The sequence below is a fragment of the Aurantiacibacter luteus genome, assembly GCF_001010945.1.
Taxonomy (GTDB): Bacteria; Pseudomonadota; Alphaproteobacteria; order Sphingomonadales; family Sphingomonadaceae; genus Alteraurantiacibacter; species Alteraurantiacibacter luteus.
Window position 1 is genome coordinate 56,367 of sequence record NZ_LBHB01000001.1, and the last position, 22,462, is coordinate 78,828.

Sequence of the window (22,462 nt, forward strand, 5' to 3'; positions counted from 1 at the left end):
CGCCCCAAGACACGCCCGCATTGCGCCGCGCCGCTCGCTTCCCATCTCCCATGGCAAAGGAGACAATGCGATGATCGAGGTCCGCAAGTTCGATAGCCTGGGCAAGGCCAACCACGGCTGGCTCGATGCCAATTTCCACTTCTCGTTCGCCGGCTATCATGATCCGGCCCGGGTGCACTGGGGCAAGCTGCGCGTCTGGAACGACGACATCATCGCTGCCAAGAGCGGCTTTCCGCCGCATCCACACAGCGACATGGAAATCATCACCTACGTTCGGAAGGGCGCGATCACGCACAAGGATTCGCTCGGCAACACCGGCCGCACCGAAGCGGGCGACGTGCAGGTGATGAGCGCGGGTACCGGCATAACCCACGCCGAATACAACGTGGACGACGAGGAGACTCACTCCTTCCAGCTGTGGATCCTGCCCGATCGCGGCGGCCACCAGCCGAGTTGGGGCACCAAGACTTTTCCCAAGGACGGGCGCGCGGGGAAGTTCGACGTGCTCGCCAGCGGACGCGAGGAGGATGCGGATGCGCTCAGGATCAACGCCGACGCGCGCGTGCTGGGCGCCACCATCGCCGCGGGCGAGACGGTGGAATACGACCTTGGCGGCCGTCACGGCTATCTCGTCCCCGCGACCGGTAGCGTCGAGATCGAGGGTGAGGTCGCCGAGGCGCGCGACGGCGTGGCCGTGAGCGAGGTTGCGACCCTGCGGGTGACGGCGCTCAAGGATGCCGAAGTGGTGCTCGTCGATACTTCCTGAGCGCCTACTCGTGCCGCAGCGCGTCGATCGGGTCGAGCTTGCTGGCCCGGTGCGCCGGGTAATAGCCGAAGGCGATACCCATCACCGCGCTGAACACGAATGCGACGATGTTGAGCATGGGGTTGAAGAGGAACGGCAGGTCGATGGCGCCCGCCAGCGCGATCGACAGGCCGAGCGCCAGCAGGATGCCGATCAGGCCGCCGAAGCAGCACAGCACCACGGCCTCTGTCAGGAATTGCAACCGCACCTCGCGCGCCAGGGCGCCGATCGCGAGGCGGATGCCGATTTCGCGGGTGCGCTCGGTCACGCTGACGAGCATGATGTTCATGATGCCGATGCCGCCCACCAAGAGGCTGATGGCGGCGATCATGCTGACCACGGCGGTCATCGCGCCGGTCACCTGGTTGACGGTATCGTTGATCTCGCCGGTATCGATGATGTTGAAGTTGTTGTTCTCGCCATCCTGGATCAGGCGACGTTCGCGCATCAGGGAGAGAAGCTGCGCCTGGATCGAGATGGGGGTGTAGGCATCGTCGTACTTGACCACGAAGAATTGCACGTTGGTATTGCCAAGGAAACGGCGCTGCACGGTCTTCAAGGGCATGAAGACGATGTCGTTGGCATCGTTGCCGCCGCCGATGGCGCTCGAACGTTCGTCGATCACGCCGACCACGCGGCACGAGACGTTGCCGATCCGCATCTCCTCGCCGAGCACCGCGTCCTCGACGAAGATCTCCTCGACGATCTTGGGGCCGAGGATGCACACGGCATCGCCGCGCGCGACCTCTGCATCGGAGAAGCCGCGGCCCTCGACAACGTCGATGGACTGGGCGGAGAAGAATTCCGGGTCGCCGCCCTGCACGCTGGTCTGCCAGTCCTGCCCGTTGTGGAAGGCTCGCGCTGAGGACGTGACCGAGCCCGCCGCATCGGTGACGCCGGGAATCTGCCGCTCCACCGCGCGCACGTCTGCGTCGTCGAACGGCGGGGGCGGGCGGTCGGGCTCGTTCGACTGCGGAAAGACGATGAAGACGTTGGAGCCGAGACCGGAGATGTCCTCCTGCACGTCGGCGGTCAGGCCCTGGCCCAGCGTCACCATGGTGATGACCGCGGCGACGCCGATGATGATGCCGAGCGTGGTGAGGAAGCTCCTGAGCAGGTGCCGCCGGATCTCGCGAAAGGCGAGCAGCATGGTCGCGCCGAGCATCCCGAACATCAGCGTGTCCCCTTTGACGTTTCGGCAAGCGGCGCGCCCGAAAGGTGACCGCGCTCGATCCGTTCGACCAGACCGTCGCGGAAATGCACGATGGTCTTGGCGTATTCAGCCATCTCGCTCTCGTGTGTCACCATCAGCACCGTGATCCCCTCTTCGTTGAGGCGGGTGAGCAGCTGCATGATCTCCACGCTGCGCTCGGTATCGAGGTTGCCGGTCGGCTCGTCCGCCAGCAGCACGTCGGGCTCGGTGACGAGGGCGCGGGCAATGGCGACGCGCTGCTGCTGGCCGCCGGAGAGCTCGGCGGGCGTGTGGTCGGCCCAGGGCAGCAGGCCGACCTGGTCGAGCGCGCGCTCGGCGGCGGCACGACGCGCCTTCTTGGGCTCGCCCCGGTAGAGCAGCGGCAACTCCACATTCTCCAGTGCGGTGGTGCGCGCCAGCAGGTTGAAGCCCTGGAATACGAAGCCGAGATAGCGTCGGCGCAGGAGGCTGCGCTGGTCGCGATTAAGCGCCTGCACCTCGACCCCGCGGAAGCGGAAGACGCCGCCGGTCGGCACGTCGAGGCAACCGAGGATGTTCATCGTGGTGGACTTGCCCGAGCCCGACGGCCCCATGACGGCGACGAAATCGCCGCGGTCGATGGTGAGGTCCACGCCCTTCAGCGCCTTGAATGCCGCTTCGCCCGTGCCGAAGACCTTGGTGATGCCTTCGAGCTGGATCAGCGGCTCGCCGGCGCCTGCAGGGCCTGGGCGCATGTCGCCGGAGAGGGGCTGGCTGGCCACGCCCGCCCCTAGTCCGCGCCCGCGCCGACGCCGGTGACGACCTTCATGCCCGGCCCCAGCTCGTCCGAGCGGACCACGGTCATGCGCCCGTCGCTCTGCCCGGTGACGACCTCGATGGCGCGAAGCGTGCCGTCTTCCTCGACCACGTGAACACGCTGGCGGCTGCCGACGCCGATAGTGGCCTCGTTCTCCTCCTCGATGCCGAAGTTCTGCGGTCCGAACATGCCGCCGGCCTCCTCTTCGGCTTCGGGCTCGAAGCGCAGCGCTGCGTTGGGGACCAGCATGGCGCGCCCGGTGCTTTGCGTGGCGATGGTGGCGGTGGCGGTCATGCCAGGGCGCAGCAGCCCCTCGGAATTGGCGACAGTGAGCCGCGCCTCGTAGCTGACGACCTGCTGGCTGGCCTGCTGTTGCTGCTGCTGGCCGAGCGCCGTGGTGTTCGAGCCGAGATCGACGCGGTCCACTGTCGCGGGGAAGCGGCGACCGGGATAGGCATCGACGGTAAAGGTCGCGCGCTGGCCGGGATCCACCTGGCCCACGTCCGCCTCGTCCAGATCGACGCGCAGCTGCATGGTGGAGAGGTTCTCGGCGATGACGAACAGCGTCGGCGTGTTGAAGCTGGCGGCCACGGTCTGCCCCGGCTCCACCTGCCGCGCCAGCACCACGCCCGAGACCGGCGAGCGCACCACGGCGCGGTTGCGGTTGGTCTGCGCGGTGGAGAGCTGCGCCTCGGAGGAGACGACCTCGGCCCGCGCGGCGGCGACGGTGGCCTGCCCGCGCCTGACGGCCGCCTCGGCCTGCTCCATCTCGGCCTGCGCCGGCACGCGCCCACCCGACAGGCGTTGCACGTCCTGCAGGCGGCGCAGCTGCGCGGTGTCGGCATCCAGCGTCGCCTGCGCCTGCGCCACCCGCGCCCGCGCGGCGTTGAGGTTGGCGCGGCCCTGCACGATCTGATCGTCGATGACATCGGTGTTGATGATCGCCAGCACCTGCCCGCGCGCGACCTGGTCGTTCACGTCGACGAGGATGCGGTCGATCTTGCCCGAGACCTCGGAGCCGACCTCGACCTGGTTGACGGGGCGCAAGGCACCGGTGGCGGTCACCGTCAGGTCGAGGCTGCGCTGCTCCACCGCGGCGGTAATGTATTCGGGCGGCGGCGGCTCGCGAAAGCAGGTGGAGATGCCAAGCGCCAGCAGCACCAGCAGGACGAGCCCGATCCACACGCGCTTCCTCTTGTACCACTTCTTCGGCCCACCGGCGTCGAGATAGGTCTCGATATCGGTGTCGCCATCGGGCGAGGTGGTGCTGGTCGTGATGGTCTCGCTCATTGCGCGGTCCTGTCGAAGCTGTCCCCGTCGCGGCGGTCGCGTGCCATGAGGGGGAGGGGATAGTCGTAGGCGGCCATGTCCCAGCCGCCGCCCAGCGCCTGCGTCAGCCGCACGAAGGCGAGCGCGCGATCCGCCTTGGCGGCCACCAGCGAGTTGCGCGCCGAGAGCAGCTCGTTCTCGCTGGTCAGCAGGTTGCGGAAATCGGTCAGCCCGGCCTCGTACGAACTGCGCGCGAGCAAGACCGAGTTGCTGGCCGCATCGACGCCTTCCTCACTCAGTGCTACCCGTTCATCGGCGGTGCGCTGGTCCACGGCCGCGCTTTCGACATCTTCCAGCGCGCCGAGGATGGTCTGCTCCCACTGGGCGAGCGAGCCGCGCGCCGCGGCCTCGGCGCTGTCGACCTGCGCGCGGGTGCGCCCACCGTCGAAGATCAGCTGGCTCACGCCCGCGAACAAATTGCCGGCGATGAAGTCGAACACGTTGCCGAGGCTTGCCTGGCCCGTCCCGATCGAGCCGGAAAGGCGCGCCAGCGGCAGAAGTTGCGCGCGGGCGACGCCGATGCGCGAGCTGCTGGCGAGAAGGTTCGCCTCGGCCGCGCGCACGTCGGGGCGGCGGAAGAGGACTTCGGCGGGCGCCTCGAAACCTGCAAGGAGCGGCGGTTCGGGCACAGGGGCGGGATCGGTTGTCAGCGCCTCCAGCACGCGGCCGGGCGGCTCGCCGATCAGCGTGGAGATGGCATTGGCCGTTGCGGTCAGGCTGGATTCCAGCGCGGGAATGGTGGCGGCGGTTTGCGCGCGCTGGGCGCGGGCCTGCTCGACATCCAGACTGGACACGAGGCCGGCCTGATTGCGCCAGCGGGCAATCTGCAGGTTGTCGTCCTGGTAGGCGAGGGTGGTGCGTGCTATGGCCAGCTGCTCTGCTGCGGCGCGTGCGTTCACGGTGGCGCTGGCGACCTGCCCGACGATAAGGCGCTGCAGGTCCGCCAGCGAATAACCCGAGGCGGCGAGGTCACCCTGCGCCGCCGCTACGCCGCCGGAAATCCGCCCGAACAGGTCGAGTTCCCACTGCGCGTCGGCGCCGACTTGAAACTGCACCCCGTCACGCCCGCGGCTGCCGACATCGCGGTTGATGCCGCCGGTCGCGCCGATGGCAGGCAGATAACCCGCGCGCGCCTGCACCAGCGAGGCCCGCGCCTGGTCGACCCGCGCGGCACTGACAGCGAGGTCGCGGTTTCCCACGACGGCCTGCTCGACGAATTGCGTCAGCAACGGATCGCCGAGCAGGGTCCAGTACCGCGTGAGGTCGGTGGAGATCGGCGCGACATCGGTTTGCGCCCAGTCGGCTGGCACGGCCACCGTCGGCGCGGCAACTTCGACCGGCGTCGTGGCGCACGCCGAAAGTGCCGCCGCGCAGCCCGTGGCGAGGAGTACCAAGCGAACTCTTCCCCGTCCCCGCAAGGCTCCCCCGTCCGAAATGCCCTGAATTCTCACTACACCCCCATCCCGTCTTTTCCGGCATAGCCAGAGCGGCCACCGGTTCCAACCGCGTCGACCCCGCTATAAGCAACCTCGCCGTTCGGAGTTACCTTGGCGCAACAATCTTTCATCCGGTCCCTGGCGAGAACCCTTTCCCCCGGGATGCACGCGGACCTGCTCGCCGACGAACTCGGTTTCGACAAAGCGCACGATATGCTCGACAGCGGTGTATTGGAAGCACAAGACAGTCGGGTTCGGACCTTTCTCGCGCGCAGCCTGTCCTTGACTGACGGCGATGGACGGCGGCTGGCCTTGCTGCCCGGCGGCTACGCCATCGACGTGGCAGACGGTGACGTCGACCTGCGCCTGCAGATGCGCGGGCCGCCGCCCGCCGAATTGCACCTGTCCGTCGCGCCATTCCCCGGGGTAGAGGGCCATCAGGCCTTCGTCAGCCTGCGCGACCGGGGGCGGATAGTGCAGCAGTTCATGCTCGCCGCCGACAAGCCGCCGCAAGTGAACTACGCGGGTACGGCGGCTGGGGCATGGGCGGTGATTGGCACCTTCCTGCCGAGCGGGGCCTGGCACGGGCTGTTCGGCCTCGTCCACAGCTTTGGCTTCGTTTTCGTGCTGCGCGAGTTCGGCCTGCCGCCGGGCAACCTCGCGGTCTCGCTGCTGGCTTTCAACCTCGGGGTGGAGCTGGGCCAGCTTGCCATCGTGGTGCCAGTGGCGCTGATGCTGGCGGCGATCCGACGCCGCGATGCGTGCCGGGCGAGATGGATCGCGAAAGGCGGATCGCTTGCGGTCGTGGCCGCGGGTCTATCCTGATTCGTTGACAGAGTCCTAAAAATTGGGGAGCGGATACGGCACGAGACTGCTGGCGATCCCATCGGTCATTCAGCTGACGGGCGGCGCGGTCACCGCGGTCACCGCGGTGTTCGCGCAAGGATTGCCGGGCATCGAGCCGATCGAGCAGGTCAGCGAGCACGTTTTCAGGATAGCTTGCGCGGGCGGCAATGCCGTTGTCTTTTGTTCGGGATTCGGACGTGGTGCTGGTCGATACCAAGGTGCAGGGTCAGGGCGAGGCTCTCGATCGGGCAGACCTGGTCTTAGTGCGCCTTGGCCTTGGCCCGCGCCGCGTTGAGCGCGTCCGAGGACGACGCGATGGCGCGCCTCAACGCCACGCCCAGCTTTGCGCTGTTCATGGGCTCCGAGCCGCTGCCGGGCCTTGCCTACGGTGGCACGCCGCGCAGCCGTGCGCGCATCAACCTGCGCGTCGCGATGGCCGAACTGCGCGGGGAAGAGGTGCCGCTGATCATGAACTTGCCGCCGGACCAGCAATAGGCCACTGGCGGCAGCGTGACGCTGCCCTTCGCCGACGACCTCACCGCTCTTCGCGCCGTTGCCTCGCACGAGGGGACGGGCCTGTGCACGATCGTCGGCATCGAGGGCAGCTTTTCGCGTCGCCTCGGCGCGCAGCTGGCGGTGCTGCCTGACGGGAGCGTGGCGGGAAGCCTCGCCGACGGCTGCCTCGAGCGCGAACTGGCGAGCGAGGTGCTGGCGGGCGGAGCGCCGCGCGTGCTGCGCTATGGCGCGGGATCGCCGAAGATCGATTTTCGCCTGCCGTGCGGCGGCGGGCTCGACATCCTGATCGATCCCGCGCCGGATCGCACGGCAGCGCAGGCGGTGCTGACCCGGCTGGACGCGCGCGAGGAGGCGGCACTGGTGCTGCCCGAGCCTTCGCCGATGGCCGGGCGGCGCTATGTCCCGCAGCTGCGGCTGGTGCTGCTGGGCGAGGGGTCGGAGCTGGCCGCGCTGGAGCATATCGGCGCGCAGGCCGGCATCGCGGTCGAGAGCCACGGGCGCGAGACGCTGGCGCTGGGCACGCGGCCCGATCACCTCATCGCCGACCGCTGGACCGCCGTGGCGCTGATGTTCCACGATCACGAATGGGAGAGGGCGATCCTCGACTGGGCGCTCAGGACGCCGGCCTTCTTCATCGGCGCGCAGGGCGGCGCCCCGGCCCGCGCCACACGCGAGGCGGCGCTGGTGGAGGCCGGTTTCGACCCGCGCCAGGTCGCCCGCGTGGCGAGCCCCATCGGCACGGTCAAGCATAGCCGCGAGCCTGCGGGTCTCGCGCTCTCGGTGCTCGCCGCCATCGCAGGGGCCTACGAACTGCGCCACCCGCACCACCGTGACCGCTAGGCCGACGCTTGTCGCCGTGCTCGCCGCGGGCTCGGCGAGGCGCTTCGGCGGGGGCAAGCTCGATACAACCTGCGCCGGACGACGGGTGGCGGCCTGGGTGCTCGATGCCGTGGCGCGGGCCGGGCTGGCGTCGGGCGTGATCGTCGTTCCCGCGGATGCGCCGGCCTTTGCCCGCGAGGCGAGCGGCTGGCACCTGCTGCCCAACCCGCGCAGCGAGACGGGTCTCGGCACGAGCGTTGCGCTCGCCGCCCGGCGGGCGCGCACGCAGGGGCGGGATATCCTCCTGCTGCTCGCCGATATGCCGCTGATCGAGCCAATGCATTTGTGCGCCTTGTTGGCAGGCGAGGGAGCGGCGGCAACCGATCACGCCGGGCGCGCCGGGGTCCCGGCGTTCGTGCCCTACGACTTGCTGGACCCGCTCGCCCGACTGGAGGGCAAGAGCGGTGCCGGGGCTTTCCTGTCGAGCCTGCCAGACCTGCGCCTCGTCTCCGCGCCGCCAGGCACGCTGGCGGACGTCGACCGGCCCGAAGACCTTCAGGCCGTCGCCGAAGCCCTCGCGCGCCGCATCGCATAGGCCGCCAGCTGCGGCGCGAAGAAGGCCGCCCCGCGCCGCCGGGCCTCGACTTTGGGAATGGTCCGCACCGCATTGTCGAGCCGGGCCACGTTGTCGTCGGTCAGCGTGCCAAGCGGCGCGACATGGACGCCGATGGTGAAGACGATCGCGCCCGTTTCCGGCAGGCGGCGCAGGGTCTGGCGCTCGCAGCGCGCGAAGAGGGTCTCGCCCGCATTCTCCGCCGTCACGCCGGCAAAGGTCGCCTCCGGCGGCTCGGTGTCGATCCAGCGCAGCGAGGGCCCCGGGCTGACGAACCAGTTGCAGCGGCCGAACACGCGGCCCGGCCGCAGCTTGGCCATGAAATGGTCGACCCCGCTGGCGAGCTGCTCGGCATAGCCGTCGATGGGCGCGTGCATCGCGGCGAGCGGCAGGCCGAGCTTGTGCGCCGGATGCCAGTCGGTGGGGAAGGCGACCGCTGCGCCGATCAGCCGGTAGGGCTCGCCCTCGGCATCGGGCAGCAGCAGGCACATGTCTTCCCAAGCCGAACGCGCCGCGCCTTCCAGCCCGCCGTCCGCACCCAGGATGGCTGCCAGCTCCTCGCCCGCCGCAGTGGCGCGAGGCGTAAGCTGCACGCTCTCGGGATGGGCGTCGAAGGCGGCCTTGCGCACCGCGAGATCGGGGTCGGGCCGCAACCATTCGTCCTCGCCCAGCGCCACCAGCCCCATTCTGAGCGCCCCGCCACCGCGCGCCATCGGCAGCAGCTCGTCGACGCTGAAGCCGAGCTTAGCCAAGGCGGCAGGCCGTCACGAGTTCGGGGATGGACGACAGGACGAGATTGCGTCGTCGCTCGGGCGGTGTCCCGCCGAGATCGAGCAAGAGGCCACGGAAAGATCGGGCCGGTTTACGCAAGGTGGACTGCCATGGTCTCTCACGTGTCGCTCAGTCCTGGCGATCGGCCGTGACCGAGCGGATGAAAACGCTCGCGTCGTCCAGCGTGCTCGCCCGCCCGCGCAGGGGACGAGACAGGGCCAGCAGGATGTTGATGTGCGCCACGCCCGGATATTCGCGCACCTGTGCCGGTACGCCCGCCGCTTGCAGCCGCTCGGCCAGCGCGTAGGAGTTGCGCGGGCGCACGGTCTCGTCGTCCGCGCCGGTCAGCAGCAATGCCGGGGGATCGCCGGCTCCCGCCCAGGTTACCGGCTGGGTTTCGGACGGATCGGGCCACCGACCGAACGCCTCCTGCGCCGCGCCGGGATCGAAGGGCGCGAAATCGTATGGCCCGGCCAGGCCGACGAGGCCGCGCACGCCCGCGCGGTCCGCGCCCAGCCAGCGATCGTCCACGGCCAGCATGGCGGCGATGTAGCCGCCCGCCGAATGGCCCATCAGCACGATCTTGTCGGGATCGCCGCCGTAGCGGGCCACGTTGGCGCGCGTCCAGCGCACGGCGGCAGCGCCGTCCTCGACGAAAGCGGGATAGCGCACCTCGGGCACCAGCCGATAGTCGGGCACCACGGCCACGAACCCGCGCGAGGCGAGCGCGCGGCCGACGAAATCGTAACCTTCCCGCGTGCCGGAATTCCAGCTGCCGCCGTAGAAGAACACCACCACCGGCGCGTCCTGCACGGTTCCCTCCGGCGCGTAGATGTCGAGCATCTGCCGCTCGCCCGCGGCATAGGGCACGTCCGATGCAACTCGCTCTCCCCCCGGATCGCGCGGGGCGAGGGCGTTGAAGGTCCGGAGCGGCGAGCACGCGGCCGAAAGGCCGAGCGCCAGCAGCGCGACGAGAACCAGAGCAAATCCGAATTTCATGCCGTCATCCCAAGGTCTGCGGGGCGTGCCCGGCCCGCCACTGGCTGGGCGTCAGCCCGAAGCGCTTGCGGAACAGGCGGGTAAAATAGCCGGGATCGAGGAATCCCGTGCGATAGGCGACATCTGCCACCGAAAGCGCCCGCGCCCGCGCATCGATCAACAGGTCGCTCGCCCGGTCGAGCCGCATGGCGTTCAGTTCCTGCACGAAGCTCGTGCCGCTGCCCGCCAGCAGGGTTTGCAGGTAGCGTTTGGAAATGCCGCAGTCTCCGGCCACGCGCTCGGGGCTGAGTTCGGGATCGGAATAGTCGCTCTCTATCCGGCGCAGGATGCGCCGGGCCAGTTGGCCGCGATGGCGGGTCGCCTCCTCGGGTTCGTGGAAGCCGGTGGCCAGCGCGAGCAGGCTGCCGACCTGTTCGGCGATCAGCGGGCGCGGCAACGGGCAGGTGTCGAGCCCGTCTGCCAAGGTCTCCAGCAATGCGCCGAGCGGCGCGCCCCACCCCTCGCGTGCGCTGATCGGGCGGGAGAGCAGCGCCTGCGGATCAGGGAGGTGCTTTTCCAGCCAGGCCTGCGGCATCATCAGGTCGAGCGCCTCGTGCGGGGTGGCCATTTCCATCTGGTAGTATTTGGTGTTGTCGACCAGCACGAATTGCCCCGGATCGACATTGAACCGCCTGCCGCCCATCGCCGTCTTCAGCGTGCCCTGCCGGGCATAGACGAGCTGGATGGAGGGCGCGGCGCGGCCCGCGCTACCGTCGCTGCCGGTATGGGTCACACGCTGGGCGGGGGCGAACAGGTGAAGCAGGATCAGCTGGCCGATGCCATGGCTCATCCAGCGCGCGGCGAAGTGGCCGGGGTTGAAGACCTCGACCTCCAGCGGGCCGATGGTGCTGGCCGCCCATTCGCGCCATTGGCTGATGGCCTCCGGACGGGCGAGGCCGTCGGAACTCCAGCTCTGGTCGTCTTTCGCGAGTGCCGCCATTGGAACAATTTACCGCGCAATCGTCCTCTCTGGCAAGCGGCGCGCACTCCGATGCCTATTGCGGGACAGGTGCGGTACCGAACCGGAAGCTGGAGGCGGTGATCGCGCCGAAGAAATCGTTTTGGTGATAGGCCAGGCTGCCGGGCGCGTCGGCGGCGGCACCCACAGCGACGTGCAGCGGCATCAGATGATCCTCTCGCGGGTGGACGAGGCGGGCGGCGGGCGCTTGTTCCCAGTGCAGCAGTGCCTCGTCGCGCGCCGGGCCTTGCTTGCCGATCAGCGATCGTTGCAGCCAGCCATCGAAGGCGGCGGATGCCTGGCGTCCCTGCGTCCCCATCGCCCGCAGGTTGTGGAAGCTGAGCCCGCTGCCGATAATCGCCACGCCCGCGTCCCGCAGCGGCGCGAGCAGCCGCCCGGCGGCGAGGTGCAGCGCGGGATCGTAGTCGCGGCGGATCGACATCTGCACCACGGGCAGCTGCGCCGCCGGCCAGATCGCCTGCATCAGGCTGAAGGTGCCGTGGTCGAAGCCGCGCCGTGCATCGGTGGAGGCCGCCATACCGCCGCCGCGCAGCAGGCCAGCCGCCTGCTCGGCCAGCGCGGGCAGGCCGGGGGCGGGATAGACGATCTCGTAGGTCTCGGGCGGGAAGCCGGAATAATCGTAGATCATGCCGGGGCTCTCTGCGGCAGAGAAGGCAAAGTCTTCGGTCTCCCAGTGCGCGGTCACCACCAACACGGCGCGCGGAGCCTCGTCGAGTTCGCGGCGCAGCGCCTTCAACGAGGCACCGAGGACGGCGTAGGTGGGCGCGGCCTGCGGCATCCATGGCCAGGGTCCGCCGCCGTGGCTGAGGTAGTAGGTCGGCAGGGTCATGCCCCGTAGGTGGCGTTATATGGCGGCGGCGACAACAAACTTTCCCTTGGGCCAGGCCCCGCGAAGATGTTTGCCAGCGCCGCGCGATATCCGAACGGACCACCGGCAGGTGGCCGATGGCGGCGGCCTGGATCATGAGGGTGATGGTTGTCCCGCGATGCCGGAATCCCCATAAACACCGCGTGACGGGGGACGCATGAGATGATCGCGCTGACGGGTTTTCTGCTAATCGTCCTCGTCGCGATGCTCGCCGGGAAGGGCACGCCCTTCGCCAGGCTATGCCACCGTGAACTGGTGGAGCGGCCCGTGGCGGCGCTGGCGAAGTTTCGCAGCCATCACCTGATCTACGCCGTTATCCTCGTGCCCGTGCTGCTTGCCGGGGGTGAGTTCATCGCGATCCTGGGTCCGGAGTTTCTGGCCGCCTACGCGATGGAGCTTGCTTTCTATTTTGATGCGATGATCGTGACGCTCGCGGTCGCGGCGTGGAAGCAGGTGAAGGGTGCCGCTGGTCACGTGGCACTGCTGGTGCGCATGCCGCGCGCCCGTTCCCGCGCCAGGCGCAAGCGCACGGCCTCGGTAAGACCGTCGCGGCGGCACGCCAACGACGACGACCCTCCGGATGTTCGCCGCGTAGCCTAGGCCTTGGGCGGCCGCGTGACGACAGACGGCGCGGTGATCGTCGAACGCCTCGAAAGCGGACTTGCGGTCGTGGCTGTCCAGGGCCGCGCCGTGCTCGGGCTTAATCGGGCTCATGCTGAATTCGTGGAGGCCGGTGCGGGGCATGGGGGCGGGTAACCTCTTGCTCAGTCCCACAAGGCATTGAGCGCTGGCAGCAAATGGTCGCGGTGCTCCTCCGGCACGCGGGCGAGGAGTTCGGCCTCGAAGGTCTCGACCACCTTGCGTGCATCGGCACAGGTACGCATCCCTTCCTCGGTCAGGACGAGGCCCTGCGACTTGCCGTCGATGGCGCGGCGGTCGATCAGGCCGGCCTGCTCCAGGCGTTTGAGCAGCGGCACCATGTTGGCACGCTGGATATCGAGCTTGCGGCCGAGCGCACTGGCGGTGATGTCGGGATTGGCCTCGACCAGCATCAGCACCGACATGGAAGCTTGTCGCAGGCCCATTTCGCCCAGCCGCTCGTTCAGTACGGCCCCCGCGGCAGAAGCGGCACGGCGCAGGGCATAGCCGGGATAGCGGGCGAGAGGATCGGTCATCGCGAACCACTCTAGCAATTGTTGTTGCGTATAACAATCCGGGAAAGTAGGAACTGCGGCAATCGAAATGGTCCGACGGAGTCGGGCGAGACAGGAGATCCCGGAATGAAACAGCCCGCCAAAGGCCCCTCGCAGCCCGACCCGCGCCCGCAGGAGGAAACGGTGGGTTACGACGTCATCGACGGCGTCGCCTGGGTGCGCTTCAACCGCCCCGACAAGCGCAACTGCATGAGCCCCAAGCTCAATCGCCAGATGCTCAAGGTGCTGGAGGAACTGGAGTTCGACGACCGCGTGCAGGTGCTCGTGCTGACGGGCGAGGGCGAGGCATGGTCCGCCGGCATGGACCTGCTCGAATACTTCCGCGCCGCCGAGCAGGAGGGCCTCCACAAGACCCGCCAGCACCAGCGCGAGGCCTACGGCTGGTGGGAACGCCTGCGCTGGTACGAGAAGCCGACGATCGCCATGATCAACGGCTGGTGCTTCGGCGGCGCCTACGGCCCGCTGTTCGCCTGCGATCTCGCCTTCTGCTCCGACGACGCGCAGTTTGGCCTGTCTGAGATCAACTGGGCCATCCTGCCCGGCGGCGGCGCCTCCAAGGTGGCGGCAGAGCTGATGGGTTTCCGCGATGCCATGTACCACGCGATGATGGGTGAAAACCTCTCCGGCAAGGAAGCCGCGGCCAAGGGCATGGTCAACGAGAGCCTGCCCGCCGACCAACTGAAGGACCGCGTGCAGGCCGTCGCCGACGTGCTCAAGAAGAAGGACGGCCACGCCCTGCGCGCGACCAAGTGGGCCGTGCGCCGCGTGCGCGAGATGACCTACGACAACGCCGAGGACTACCTGATCCGCGCGCAGGAAGCATTGAACGACTTCGGCGGCTGGGAGACGCGCAAGGAGGCGACCCGCCAGTTCCTCGACGAGAAGACCTTCAAGCCGGGCCTCGGCGCTTTCGACAAGAGCAAGCTGGAAGGCTGACCATGATCACCTCGCGCCGTTTCACCAATGCCCAGATCGACCGGCTGCTGCGCCCGAAATCGGTGGCGGTGATCGGCGCGTCGGACAGGCACGGCGCGCTCGGCTGCACTTTGCTGAACAACCTCGTGCAGTACGAGTTCGGGGGCGCGATCTATCCGGTCAATCCCAAGCGCGACGAGTTGCAGGGGCTGGCCGTGGTGAAGGATGTGGCCGACCTGCCGGACGGGGTAGATTGCGCCGTGCTGGCCATCCCGCGTGCCTTCGTGGTCGATACCGTGCGCCAGCTCGGCGAAAAGGGCTGCGGCGCGGTGGTGATCTACGCCGCGGGCTTTTCCGAAGCGGGCAAAGATGGTGCGCGCGACCAGGCCGAAATCGCCCGCATCGCTGCCCGGCACGGCATGATCGTCGAAGGGCCCAACTGCCTCGGCTGCACCAACTATGTCGACCGCATCCCGCTGACCTTCGTCGAGATCAACATGGCAACGCCGCCCGCAGGAGCGCGCGCGGTCGGCATCGCCAGCCAGTCCGGCGCGCTCGCGGCGGTAATCGCGACGACGCTGCACCCGCGCGGCTGCTACGTGTCCACATCGGTTTCGACCGGTAACGAGGCGGCCTCGGGCGTGGAGGACTACGTCGAATGGCTGGTGGACGACCCGGCGACCCACGTCATCGCCATGTACGTCGAGACCTTTCGCCGTCCCGCCGCCTTCCTCGCCGCCGCCCGCCGCGCGCGGGAGGCTGGCAAGCCCATCGTGCTGCTGCACCCGGGCAAGAGCGCCAAGGCGCAGGAAAGCGCCGCCACGCACACCGGCGCGATGGCGGGAGACTACCAGCTGATGCGCGCCAAGCTCGCGCGCGAGGGAGTGATCTTCGCCGACACGCTGGAGGAGCTTTGCGACATCGCCACCATCGCCGTCACCTGCGACAGCCTGCCCGGCGCGAACATGGTGGTGCTGGGGGAGAGCGGCGCGCTGCGCGGTCTCGCCTTCGACCTGGCGCAGGACGTGGGGCTCGACCTGCTGCATCTCGACGACGAGAACTCGCCGGAACTGCGCGCGGTGCTGCCGGACTTCGTGCCCGTTTCCAACCCCACCGATATCACCGCCGTGGGCCTCTCCGAACCGGCGATCTATACCCACCTTCTGCGTGCGTTGCTGGACGACGACCGCGTGGGCAGCGTGGTCGCCAGCATAATCCAGTCCGATCCGATCACCTCGAAAATCAAGTTTCCCGCCATCCGCGCCGCGCTGGACGGCGGCAAGGTGAGCAAGCCACTGGTTTTTGCCGGGGTGGACGAGGGCGCGACAGTGCCGCCCGAATACGTCGCCGACCTGCGCGCCGCGGGCATTCCGTGGTTCCCCAGCACCGAGCGCGCCTACCGCGCCATCGCCCGCCTCGCCGATCTCGCCAAGCGCGACCTGGCGGACCGTTCGGGCGATCCCATCGTGCTGGACGGACTGGACGCGGTCGGCGGCGTGGTCCCCGAATACCGTGCCAAGGACCTGTTGCGGACCGCGGGCATCGAATTTCCGCGAGGCCGGTTCGTAGCGATGGACCAGGGCGCGGTGCAGGACGCGGGGCGCGAGCTCGGCTACCCGGTGGTGCTCAAGGCGCAGTCCGCGCGCCTCAGCCACAAGTCCGATGCCGGCGGCGTGGCGGTGAGCCTCGCCGATGACGGCGCGCTGTGCCAGGCCTATCGAGACATGGCGCTGGCCCTGCGCACATACAATGCGAGCATCGAATACGACGGGATGCTGGTGGAGGCGATGGGTGCGCGCGGCACCGAGATGATCGTCGGCGCCAAACACGATCCCGAATGGGGGCCGGTGGTGCTGGCGGGCTTCGGCGGGGTAACGGCGGAAATCCTGAAGGACGTGAAACTGTTCACGCCCGACCTCGGCGTGGAGCAGGTCAGAGCCGGGCTGCTGGGCCTGCAACAGGCCCCGCTTCTGATCGGCTGGCGCGGTTCGCCCGCGCTCGATGTGGACGCGCTGGCGGAGCTGATAGTCCGGGTCGGGCGGGTGATGGCGGGCAACCCGCGCATACGCGAGATCGACCTCAACCCGGTCGTCGCCTATCCGGCTGGGCAGGGGGTGATGGCGCTCGATGCGCTGATGCTCGTCGAGGACTGACTTTCGTGAGCTTTGCCGCGGCTGTTGCTGCAGCGCGGCGCACTATGGCGAAGCAATTGTCAGGTGCGCGGCAGTACGGCCAGGTTAGGGACAGACTGACAGACAATGGCTTGGCAAAAACCGACCATCTGAGCAGTTCTCCTTAAACCGCAAGAATAGCTGCGAAGGCGCCTCGTAAATTCGATTGCGCAGCAGGCCCATCGCCAAACAGTCTCGATTGCAGCGCCCGGCCGTTAATGGCGGACTTTCTGTCACACTGCAGCTTCGGATTGATCGCTGCCGATGACCGTCCCGATCGTAGTCGTTCCGCTCGGACCTCCAGCTGAGGCCCGGCAAGCTGGAGCGCGCAAATCTGCTTGAGGCGACGAGCGACTTTGCCACGCTCAGGATTAAGGATTGGGCATTTTCAATGACCCTGAGCTCTCGTTGAGGCTATCGGAGCAGGAGACAGCAGATATCAGACCCGCCTACGCAAAAGAAAAGGCCGCCGGGATCGTTCCCGGCGGCCTTTCCTTTGCCTTGGCGGCTAGGGCTTAGTTGCCCGAGCCCGGACCGTAGGTCACTTCCACGCGGCGGTTCTGCAGCTCGCGCACACCGTCGGCGGTGGCGACGCGCGGCTGGGATTCGCCGAACGCCTGGCTGGAGATGCGCGCGGCGGGGATGCCACGGCCGGTCATGTAGTCGCGCACGGCGGCGTTACGACGCTCGGACAGGCCGACGTTGTAGGTCGCGGTACCCGAACGGTCGGCGTGACCGGCGAGCATGACGCGGGCGGTTCCGCAGTCACGGTAGGCGGTGACGGCCGAGTTCAGCACGGTCGCAGCTTCCGGCGTGATGTCCGAGCGATCCCAGTCGAAGAACACGATGTACGGACCCGTGTTGCACTGCGCCACAGGCGGCGGAGGCGGCGGGGGCGGCGGCGGCGGGGGCGGCGGGGGCGGCGGCGGCGGCGGGGGCGGCGGAGGCGCGATCACCTCGTCCACACCGCCGAGCATGAAGCGCAGGCCCAGCGACGCGATGTGCTGGGTCGAATCGACTTCGAAGCTGCCCGGGAAGTTGCGATCGATGATGTTGGCTTCGTCGATCAGGCCGCGGTACTTGTACTCGGCAAAAAGCTGGGTACGCGGACCGAGGTCGCCCGACACGCCGAGGATGCCCTGATAGGCAAAGGTGGTGTCCGCATCGTTGGCGATCAGGACGCCGCTCGGGATGTAGTCGACGTCGATGACGTAGATACCGGCACCGGCACCGATGTAAGGCTTAACCGCACCGAGGTTGAAGTCGTACAGCGCGTTCAGGAAGACGCCGTAGGTCTCCACGTCGCCCTGGCCGTCGGCCAGCGCTTCGTCGACGGAGTTGCCGGTGATTGCGCCGCGGGTCAGGATGGCGGCATCCTGCTGGCCGATGTTCGTGCCACCGACGAAGGCATTGCGGTGGAAGTCGATGTCGTAGGTGACATACGAACCGTCCAGCTCCAGGCGGAAGCCGTTGTCGAAGGCGTAGCCGAGCTGCGCGTTGGCATTCCAGCCGAGATCGACATTGGTGTCGAAGCCGTATTCGGTACCGGCCGCGATGGCGGGGTAGTTACGGTTCGGACGGGTGGTGGCGGGCACGGTGTCGTCCAGCGTGCCGCGGTTTTCCATGTCCTCGGCGGTGGCAACGCCGCCGCTGATGGCGATGTAGGGGTCGGCGTGTGCGACCGCCGGAATGGCGAGCGCCGCAACCGACGCAGTAAGCAGGAGTTTCTTCATTATTTTTCCTTCGTTATTAGCGGGGGCTGCTTCCATCCCGCGTTGGTAAGGCAATTCACGCTCTACGCCTTCGTTCCGCGACTGCGAAGACTCCGGTGTTTCTAATTGAAGGGTGTTGCGAAATTGCCGCACATGGCGATCGGCAAGCTTATCAGAATGCGGAAATCCCCGTGATCGCCCGGCCGAGGATCAGCGCGTGCACATCGTGCGTACCCTCGTAGGTGTTTACGGTTTCCAAATTCGCCATGTGGCGCATCACCTGATATTCCTCGGAAATTCCGTTACCGCCGTGCATGTCGCGCGCCACGCGCGCAATGGCGAGCGCCTTGCCCACGTTGTTGCGCTTGACCACGCTGATCATTTCGGGCGCGAACCGCCCTTCGTCCATCAGCCTGCCGACGCGTAACGAACCCTGCAGGCCGAGCCCGATCTCGGTCGCCATGTCGGCGAGCTTGAGCTGGTAGAGCTGCTTGGAGGCCAGCGGGACGCCGAACTGGTGCCGGTCGAGCCCGTATTGCCGCGCGGCGTGATAGCAGAACTCGGCCGCACCCATGCTGCCCCATGAAATGCCGTAGCGCGCGCGGTTGAGGCAGCCGAAGGGGCCCTTCATGCCCTCGACATTGGGCAGCAGGGCATCTGCCGGCAGCTTCACCTCGTCCATCTGGATCATGCCGGTGGTGCTGGCGCGCAGCGAAAGCTTGCCGTGGATCTTGGGCGCTTCCAGCCCTTTCATGCCCTTGTCGAGCACGAAGCCGCGCACCTTGCCGCCGTGGGCCTCGCTCTTGGCCCAGACCACGAAGACGTCGGCGAATGGGGCGTTCGAGATCCAGGTCTTGGCGCCGCTGATGGAATATCCGTCGCCGTCCTTCTTCGCGACGGTCCGCATCCCGGCGGGATCGGAGCCGGCATCGGGCTCGGTGAGGCCGAAGCACCCGATCAGTTCGCCGCTGGCGAGACCGGGAAGATATTTCGCGTGCTGTTCGGCAGAGCCGTAGGCGTGGATCGGATACATCACGAGGCTCGACTGCACGCTCGCCATCGAGCGGTAGCCGCTGTCCACGCGCTCGATCTCGCGCGCGACGAGTCCATAGGCGACATAGCTCGCCCCAGCGCCGCCGAATTCCTCGGGGATGGTGACGCCCAGCAGGCCCGCCGCGCCCATCATAGGGAACAGCTCGGGATCGTCTTTCTCCTGCGAATAGGCCGCGATGACGCGCGGTTGCAGTTCGCCCTGCGCGAACGCGCGCGCGGCATCGCGCACCAAGCGTTCCTCGTCGGTGAGCTGGGTTTCGAGATCGAAGGGGTCGGCCCAATCGAAGGGCACCATGCCGGCCATGAATCTGGTCTCCTTTGAAACCGCCCTAGGCAAGGTCGCCGTGGGCGGCAAGGAGGGATCGGGACTAGTGCACCCGTTCGCGCGCGCACTCGATCATGGCGATCAGCTTGTCGGGCGGACACGGCTTGCTGGCAGCCTGCGCCAAGGGATACCGCTGGGCAATCTCGCCGGGCGTAACGTGGCCGGAATGGAAGATGATGGGGACGCCCGCCTCGGTCAGCGCGTCGGCCAGTGGGAAGACCTCGCCACCGGCGGTCATCACGTCGAGGATGGCCACGTCGGGCATTTCCTGGTCGATCGCGATGAAGGCATGGTCCTTGTTGGCGTAAGGCCCTTCAACCTTGTAGCCGAGATCGCGCACGGTCTCGGACAGGTCGAGCGCGATGATGAACTCGTCTTCGACCACGAGCACGGTGGGCTGATGTGAAAGGTTCTGACTTACCATAGTGAGTTCGCGCTCCGTCCGTCCACCGAAGTGTAACAAACATTACGTCACAAAGGCCGTAGGGTTCCCGCGAAGCCTTATGGCGGGTTAACCCTTTCGCGGGTCAGAGCTTGCCGAAGCGTTCTTCGTAACCGGTTATATCGTCCGCTGCCAAGAAGCGGGCCTGTTCCACCCATTCATCGCGGGCAATACGGCCTTGGAAGCGGCCGAGCTGGTCGTCGATACGCACTATTTCGGCATCGTCCCAGGCGGCGATCTGGGCGAAGCTGGTGACGCCGAGCCCGGCGAGCAGGTTGACGATCTTGGGGCCAACGCCCTTGATGCGAAGCAGGTCGTCGCCTTCGCTGGCGGCGGGTGCGGGCCGTTCCGCCAGCTCGGCGGGAACCTCTTTCATCGCGTCGCGCGCGTTGCCGGGCGCGCCGGCCTCGGCGTCGGCTATTTCGGTGGCGGCGGCGGTGCGGTCGAAGTTGGCGGCGGCCGAGGTGGGCCCGGGCGCAACCTCGGCGATTTCCTGCCGTTCGATCCGCTCGTCCGCAGCCTCGCGCCGGGGCATGGCCGCCTCGGCGGCGCTCGGCGCGTCGATCAGCGCCTGGTTTCGGCGAGCGACCCCTTCGCCCTCGGGCCGCTCGGCAATCTCCACCCTGGTCTTGCGCGAAGCGTGGAACAGCCAGAACGCCAGCGCCGCCGCAACGACGAGCGCGATGATGACGAGGGCGAGATTGTCTTGCAGAACCTGGGGCATGGGGCGGCAAATCCTTGTGGGTCGTGCCGCCCCCTAACCGTCAGGGGCGGCGTGTGTCCATCGCCTGCGCGAGACTGGCGAGCTGGAGGAACTCGGACCTCCAGTAACCATCCTGCGCGCCCGCCAGTTCCACCGCGTCGCGGTAGGTGAAGCCATTCATCAGCGTGTCGCCGCGCAGCAGCTGGCCGTAGGCGGCCACCGCGCTGGCAAAGGCGAGGTCGCCTCGCGCCGGGCCCGCACGTTCCATCGTGCGCGCCGCGATGGGGCGCTCGATCAGCCGCGAGCGGTCCTCGCCCGGCAGTTTGTAGCGCAGCTGGACGAAGGCCATCTCGTCGGTCCGGGTAGGGGCGGGCGCGTCGGGCCGCGCTTCGTAACGCCGCTCGCGCATCCAGCCTCTGCCGCCTGCCGGAACGACCTCGTAGAGCGCGGTGACCTGATGGCCTGCACCGATGTCGCCCGCATCGACGGCGTCGTTGTCGAAGTCCTCCTCGCGCAGGGCGCGGTTCTCGTAGCCGATCAGGCGATACTGGCTGACGCGGGCGGGATTGAACTCGACCTGGATCTTCACGTCGTGGGCGATGGTGAAGAGGGTGGAGGTCATCTCCTCGGACAGCACCTTGCGCGCCTCGAACGCTGAGTCGATGTAGGCGTAGTTGCCGTTCCCGTGGTCGGCGATCTGCTCCATCATCGCGTCGTTGAGGTTGCCGGTGCCGAAACCCAGCGTGGTCAGCGTGATGCCGCTGTCGCGCTGCTGCTCGATCAGTTCGATCAGCGCATCGCGGTCGCTGACGCCGACATTGAAGTCGCCGTCGGTCGCCAGGATCACGCGGTTGACGCCGTCCTCGATGAAGCTGCCGCGCGCGACGTCGTAGGCGAGCTGGATACCGGCGCCGCCAGCGGTCGAGCCGCCGGCGTAGAGGCTGGCGAGCGCCTGGCGGATCCTGCACTCGTCGTTGGTCGGCTCCAGCACAACGCCCGCCGCCCCGGCATAGACGACGATGGAGACGCGGTCGCCGCGCTGCAGTTCGCTCGCCAGCATGGCCATCGCGGTCTGCACCAGCGGCAGCTTGTCGCGGCTGTTCATCGAGCCCGACACGTCGAGCAGGAAGATGAGGTTCGCCGCCGGCCGCTCTGCGCGTGGCAGGTCGTATCCGCGCAGGCCCACGCGTAGCAGGCGGGTGTCGGCATTCCACGGCGTGACCGCCATGTCAGTGGTGACGCTGAATGGCTGGGTGCGGTCCTCGGGCAGCGGGTAGTCGTAGCGGAAGTAGTTGATCATCTCCTCGGTCCGCACGGCGGCGGCGGGCGGCATGTTGCCGTCGGACAGGAAGCGGCGGACGTTGGCATAGGCGCCGGTGTCGACATCGACCGAGAAGGTGCTGACAGGCTGCCGGTGCGCCCAGATCGCCGGTGCGACCTCTTCGCCGTCGTACTGCTCGCGGCCCGGATCGACGGGGGCCTGGACGGCGGGGATCCAGTGGTAGCGGCTTTCGGAGACAGCGGGCGGGGCGCTCGCCGGACTTGTGGCAGCCTCGGCGGCATCTGCTAAAGCATCGCCGATGCGCGAGCCCGTGACGACGAGTGGAGCGGACGGGGAAACCATGACCGGCGGTGGGGGCGGTGGTGGCGGAGGCGGAGGCGGCGGAGCGACGCCCTGCACGCTCGCCTGCCGGCCATAGGCGATCTCGCGCTGGTCGCGCGGCTCGGGCAGCTTGCAGCCATCGGGCAGAGGCGGAGCCTCGGCGATTGGCAGGGCGATGCGAGAGCCTTGCTGCGCCTGCAACGGCGCGAAGCCGCTCGGCCCTGCGAGCATCCCGGCGATGGCGAGAACGGCAGTGCTTCTGGCAAAAAGGTTCATCGATTTCCCCCTATGATATTTTGCATCATTGATGCGCGGG

At 68.0% G+C, this 22,462-nt stretch carries 22 protein-coding genes; 8 read left to right on the forward strand and 14 right to left on the reverse strand.

The window, feature by feature from the left end; all coding sequences use genetic code 11:
- Nucleotides 1–70: 70 nt before the first annotated feature.
- Nucleotides 71–766, forward strand: coding sequence for a pirin family protein (locus AAW00_RS00190; RefSeq protein ID WP_047002370.1), 696 nt, complete (start codon nucleotides 71–73; stop codon nucleotides 764–766).
- Between the two features lie 4 nt (nucleotides 767–770).
- Here the strand turns inward: AAW00_RS00190 and AAW00_RS00195 are convergent, their stop codons facing one another.
- Genes AAW00_RS00195 through AAW00_RS00210 form a run of 4 tightly spaced genes read right to left on the reverse strand, consistent with a single transcriptional unit; the run spans nucleotide 771 to nucleotide 5,516 of the window.
- A complete protein-coding gene (locus tag AAW00_RS00195) occupies nucleotides 771–1,970 on the reverse strand; it encodes an ABC transporter permease (protein ID WP_047003389.1) in 1,200 nt (399 codons plus the stop codon).
- A gap of 8 nt (nucleotides 1,971–1,978) precedes the next feature.
- Nucleotides 1,979–2,731 (reverse strand): ABC transporter ATP-binding protein, encoded by a 753-nt coding sequence (locus AAW00_RS00200; RefSeq protein ID WP_047002371.1) that lies wholly within the window; start codon nucleotides 2,729–2,731, stop codon nucleotides 1,979–1,981.
- A gap of 35 nt (nucleotides 2,732–2,766) precedes the next feature.
- Nucleotides 2,767–4,083, reverse strand: coding sequence for an efflux RND transporter periplasmic adaptor subunit (locus tag AAW00_RS00205; RefSeq protein WP_047002372.1), 1,317 nt, complete (start codon nucleotides 4,081–4,083; stop codon nucleotides 2,767–2,769).
- Nucleotides 4,080–5,516, reverse strand: coding sequence for an efflux transporter outer membrane subunit (locus tag AAW00_RS00210; RefSeq protein WP_063359784.1), 1,437 nt, complete (start codon nucleotides 5,514–5,516; stop codon nucleotides 4,080–4,082). The genes AAW00_RS00205 and AAW00_RS00210 overlap by 4 nt, the downstream gene beginning before the upstream one ends.
- Nucleotides 5,517–5,720: 204 nt before the next feature.
- Between AAW00_RS00210 and AAW00_RS14125 the strand changes: the two genes are divergently transcribed.
- From AAW00_RS14125 to AAW00_RS14130, 4 genes are all read left to right on the forward strand, one after another.
- Complete coding sequence (locus AAW00_RS14125) at nucleotides 5,721–6,383, forward strand: HupE/UreJ family protein (RefSeq protein ID WP_052761689.1); 663 nt, start codon at nucleotides 5,721–5,723, stop codon at nucleotides 6,381–6,383.
- 336 nt (nucleotides 6,384–6,719) lie between these two features.
- Nucleotides 6,720–6,899, forward strand: a complete 180-nt coding sequence (locus AAW00_RS00220; protein ID WP_156169882.1) for a hypothetical protein — start codon at nucleotides 6,720–6,722, stop codon at nucleotides 6,897–6,899.
- 15 nt (nucleotides 6,900–6,914) lie between these two features.
- Nucleotides 6,915–7,760, forward strand: a complete 846-nt coding sequence (locus AAW00_RS00225) for an XdhC family protein (RefSeq protein ID WP_052761690.1) — start codon at nucleotides 6,915–6,917, stop codon at nucleotides 7,758–7,760.
- Nucleotides 7,750–8,334: a nucleotidyltransferase family protein gene (locus AAW00_RS14130; protein ID WP_052761691.1), complete on the forward strand. Its 585-nt coding sequence runs from the start codon at nucleotides 7,750–7,752 to the stop codon at nucleotides 8,332–8,334. Before AAW00_RS00225 ends, AAW00_RS14130 begins: the two co-directional genes overlap by 11 nt.
- On the opposite strand, the gene AAW00_RS00240 is transcribed toward AAW00_RS14130, so the two are convergent.
- The 4 genes from AAW00_RS00240 to AAW00_RS00255 all read right to left on the reverse strand — a co-directional run bounded on the left by AAW00_RS00240 (nucleotide 8,295) and on the right by AAW00_RS00255 (nucleotide 11,969).
- On the reverse strand, nucleotides 8,295–9,104 hold the full coding sequence (locus tag AAW00_RS00240; protein ID WP_338151451.1) for a heme-dependent oxidative N-demethylase family protein: 810 nt from the start codon (nucleotides 9,102–9,104) through the stop codon (nucleotides 8,295–8,297). The two genes, AAW00_RS14130 and AAW00_RS00240, sit on opposite strands and share 40 nt — an antisense overlap.
- Before the next feature lie 148 nt (nucleotides 9,105–9,252).
- Entirely contained in the window at nucleotides 9,253–10,122 is an 870-nt protein-coding gene (locus AAW00_RS00245; RefSeq protein ID WP_047002377.1) for an alpha/beta hydrolase, read from the reverse strand.
- A 4-nt stretch (nucleotides 10,123–10,126) separates the two neighbouring features.
- Nucleotides 10,127–11,101 (reverse strand): helix-turn-helix domain-containing protein, encoded by a 975-nt coding sequence (locus AAW00_RS14135; RefSeq protein ID WP_052761692.1) that lies wholly within the window; start codon nucleotides 11,099–11,101, stop codon nucleotides 10,127–10,129.
- 55 nt (nucleotides 11,102–11,156) lie between these two features.
- Nucleotides 11,157–11,969 carry a DODA-type extradiol aromatic ring-opening family dioxygenase gene (locus AAW00_RS00255; protein WP_047002378.1) on the reverse strand — a complete coding sequence of 271 codons (813 nt, stop codon included), beginning with the start codon at nucleotides 11,967–11,969 and terminating at the stop codon, nucleotides 11,157–11,159.
- A 201-nt stretch (nucleotides 11,970–12,170) separates the two neighbouring features.
- On the opposite strand from AAW00_RS00255, the gene AAW00_RS00260 reads away from it, so the two are divergent.
- Nucleotides 12,171–12,608: a hypothetical protein gene (locus AAW00_RS00260; RefSeq protein WP_047002379.1), complete on the forward strand. Its 438-nt coding sequence runs from the start codon at nucleotides 12,171–12,173 to the stop codon at nucleotides 12,606–12,608.
- Nucleotides 12,609–12,772: 164 nt separating this feature from the next.
- Here the strand turns inward: AAW00_RS00260 and AAW00_RS00265 are convergent, their stop codons facing one another.
- Entirely contained in the window at nucleotides 12,773–13,183 is a 411-nt protein-coding gene (locus tag AAW00_RS00265) for a MarR family winged helix-turn-helix transcriptional regulator (RefSeq protein WP_047002380.1), read from the reverse strand.
- Between the two features lie 105 nt (nucleotides 13,184–13,288).
- Between AAW00_RS00265 and AAW00_RS00270 the strand changes: the two genes are divergently transcribed.
- Together AAW00_RS00270 and AAW00_RS00275 are read left to right on the forward strand one after the other, a co-directional pair.
- Complete coding sequence (locus AAW00_RS00270; protein ID WP_047002381.1) at nucleotides 13,289–14,158, forward strand: p-hydroxycinnamoyl CoA hydratase/lyase; 870 nt, start codon at nucleotides 13,289–13,291, stop codon at nucleotides 14,156–14,158.
- Between the two features lie 2 nt (nucleotides 14,159–14,160).
- Nucleotides 14,161–16,290, forward strand: coding sequence for an acetate--CoA ligase family protein (locus tag AAW00_RS00275; RefSeq protein WP_047002382.1), 2,130 nt, complete (start codon nucleotides 14,161–14,163; stop codon nucleotides 16,288–16,290).
- A gap of 533 nt (nucleotides 16,291–16,823) precedes the next feature.
- Here the strand turns inward: AAW00_RS00275 and AAW00_RS00280 are convergent.
- From AAW00_RS00280 to AAW00_RS00300, 5 genes are all read right to left on the reverse strand, one after another.
- Nucleotides 16,824–18,041 carry an OmpA family protein gene (locus AAW00_RS00280; protein ID WP_047002383.1) on the reverse strand — a complete coding sequence of 406 codons (1,218 nt, stop codon included), beginning with the start codon at nucleotides 18,039–18,041 and terminating at the stop codon, nucleotides 16,824–16,826.
- Between the two features lie 151 nt (nucleotides 18,042–18,192).
- Nucleotides 18,193–19,377, reverse strand: coding sequence for an acyl-CoA dehydrogenase (locus AAW00_RS00285; protein ID WP_047002384.1), 1,185 nt, complete (start codon nucleotides 19,375–19,377; stop codon nucleotides 18,193–18,195).
- 64 nt (nucleotides 19,378–19,441) lie between these two features.
- Nucleotides 19,442–19,822 carry a response regulator gene (locus AAW00_RS00290; RefSeq protein ID WP_047002385.1) on the reverse strand — a complete coding sequence of 127 codons (381 nt, stop codon included), beginning with the start codon at nucleotides 19,820–19,822 and terminating at the stop codon, nucleotides 19,442–19,444.
- A 103-nt stretch (nucleotides 19,823–19,925) separates the two neighbouring features.
- Nucleotides 19,926–20,564 (reverse strand): hypothetical protein, encoded by a 639-nt coding sequence (locus tag AAW00_RS00295; protein WP_047002386.1) that lies wholly within the window; start codon nucleotides 20,562–20,564, stop codon nucleotides 19,926–19,928.
- Between the two features lie 40 nt (nucleotides 20,565–20,604).
- A complete protein-coding gene (locus tag AAW00_RS00300) occupies nucleotides 20,605–22,422 on the reverse strand; it encodes a vWA domain-containing protein (RefSeq protein ID WP_241461595.1) in 1,818 nt (605 codons plus the stop codon).
- Nucleotides 22,423–22,462 lie beyond the last annotated feature (40 nt).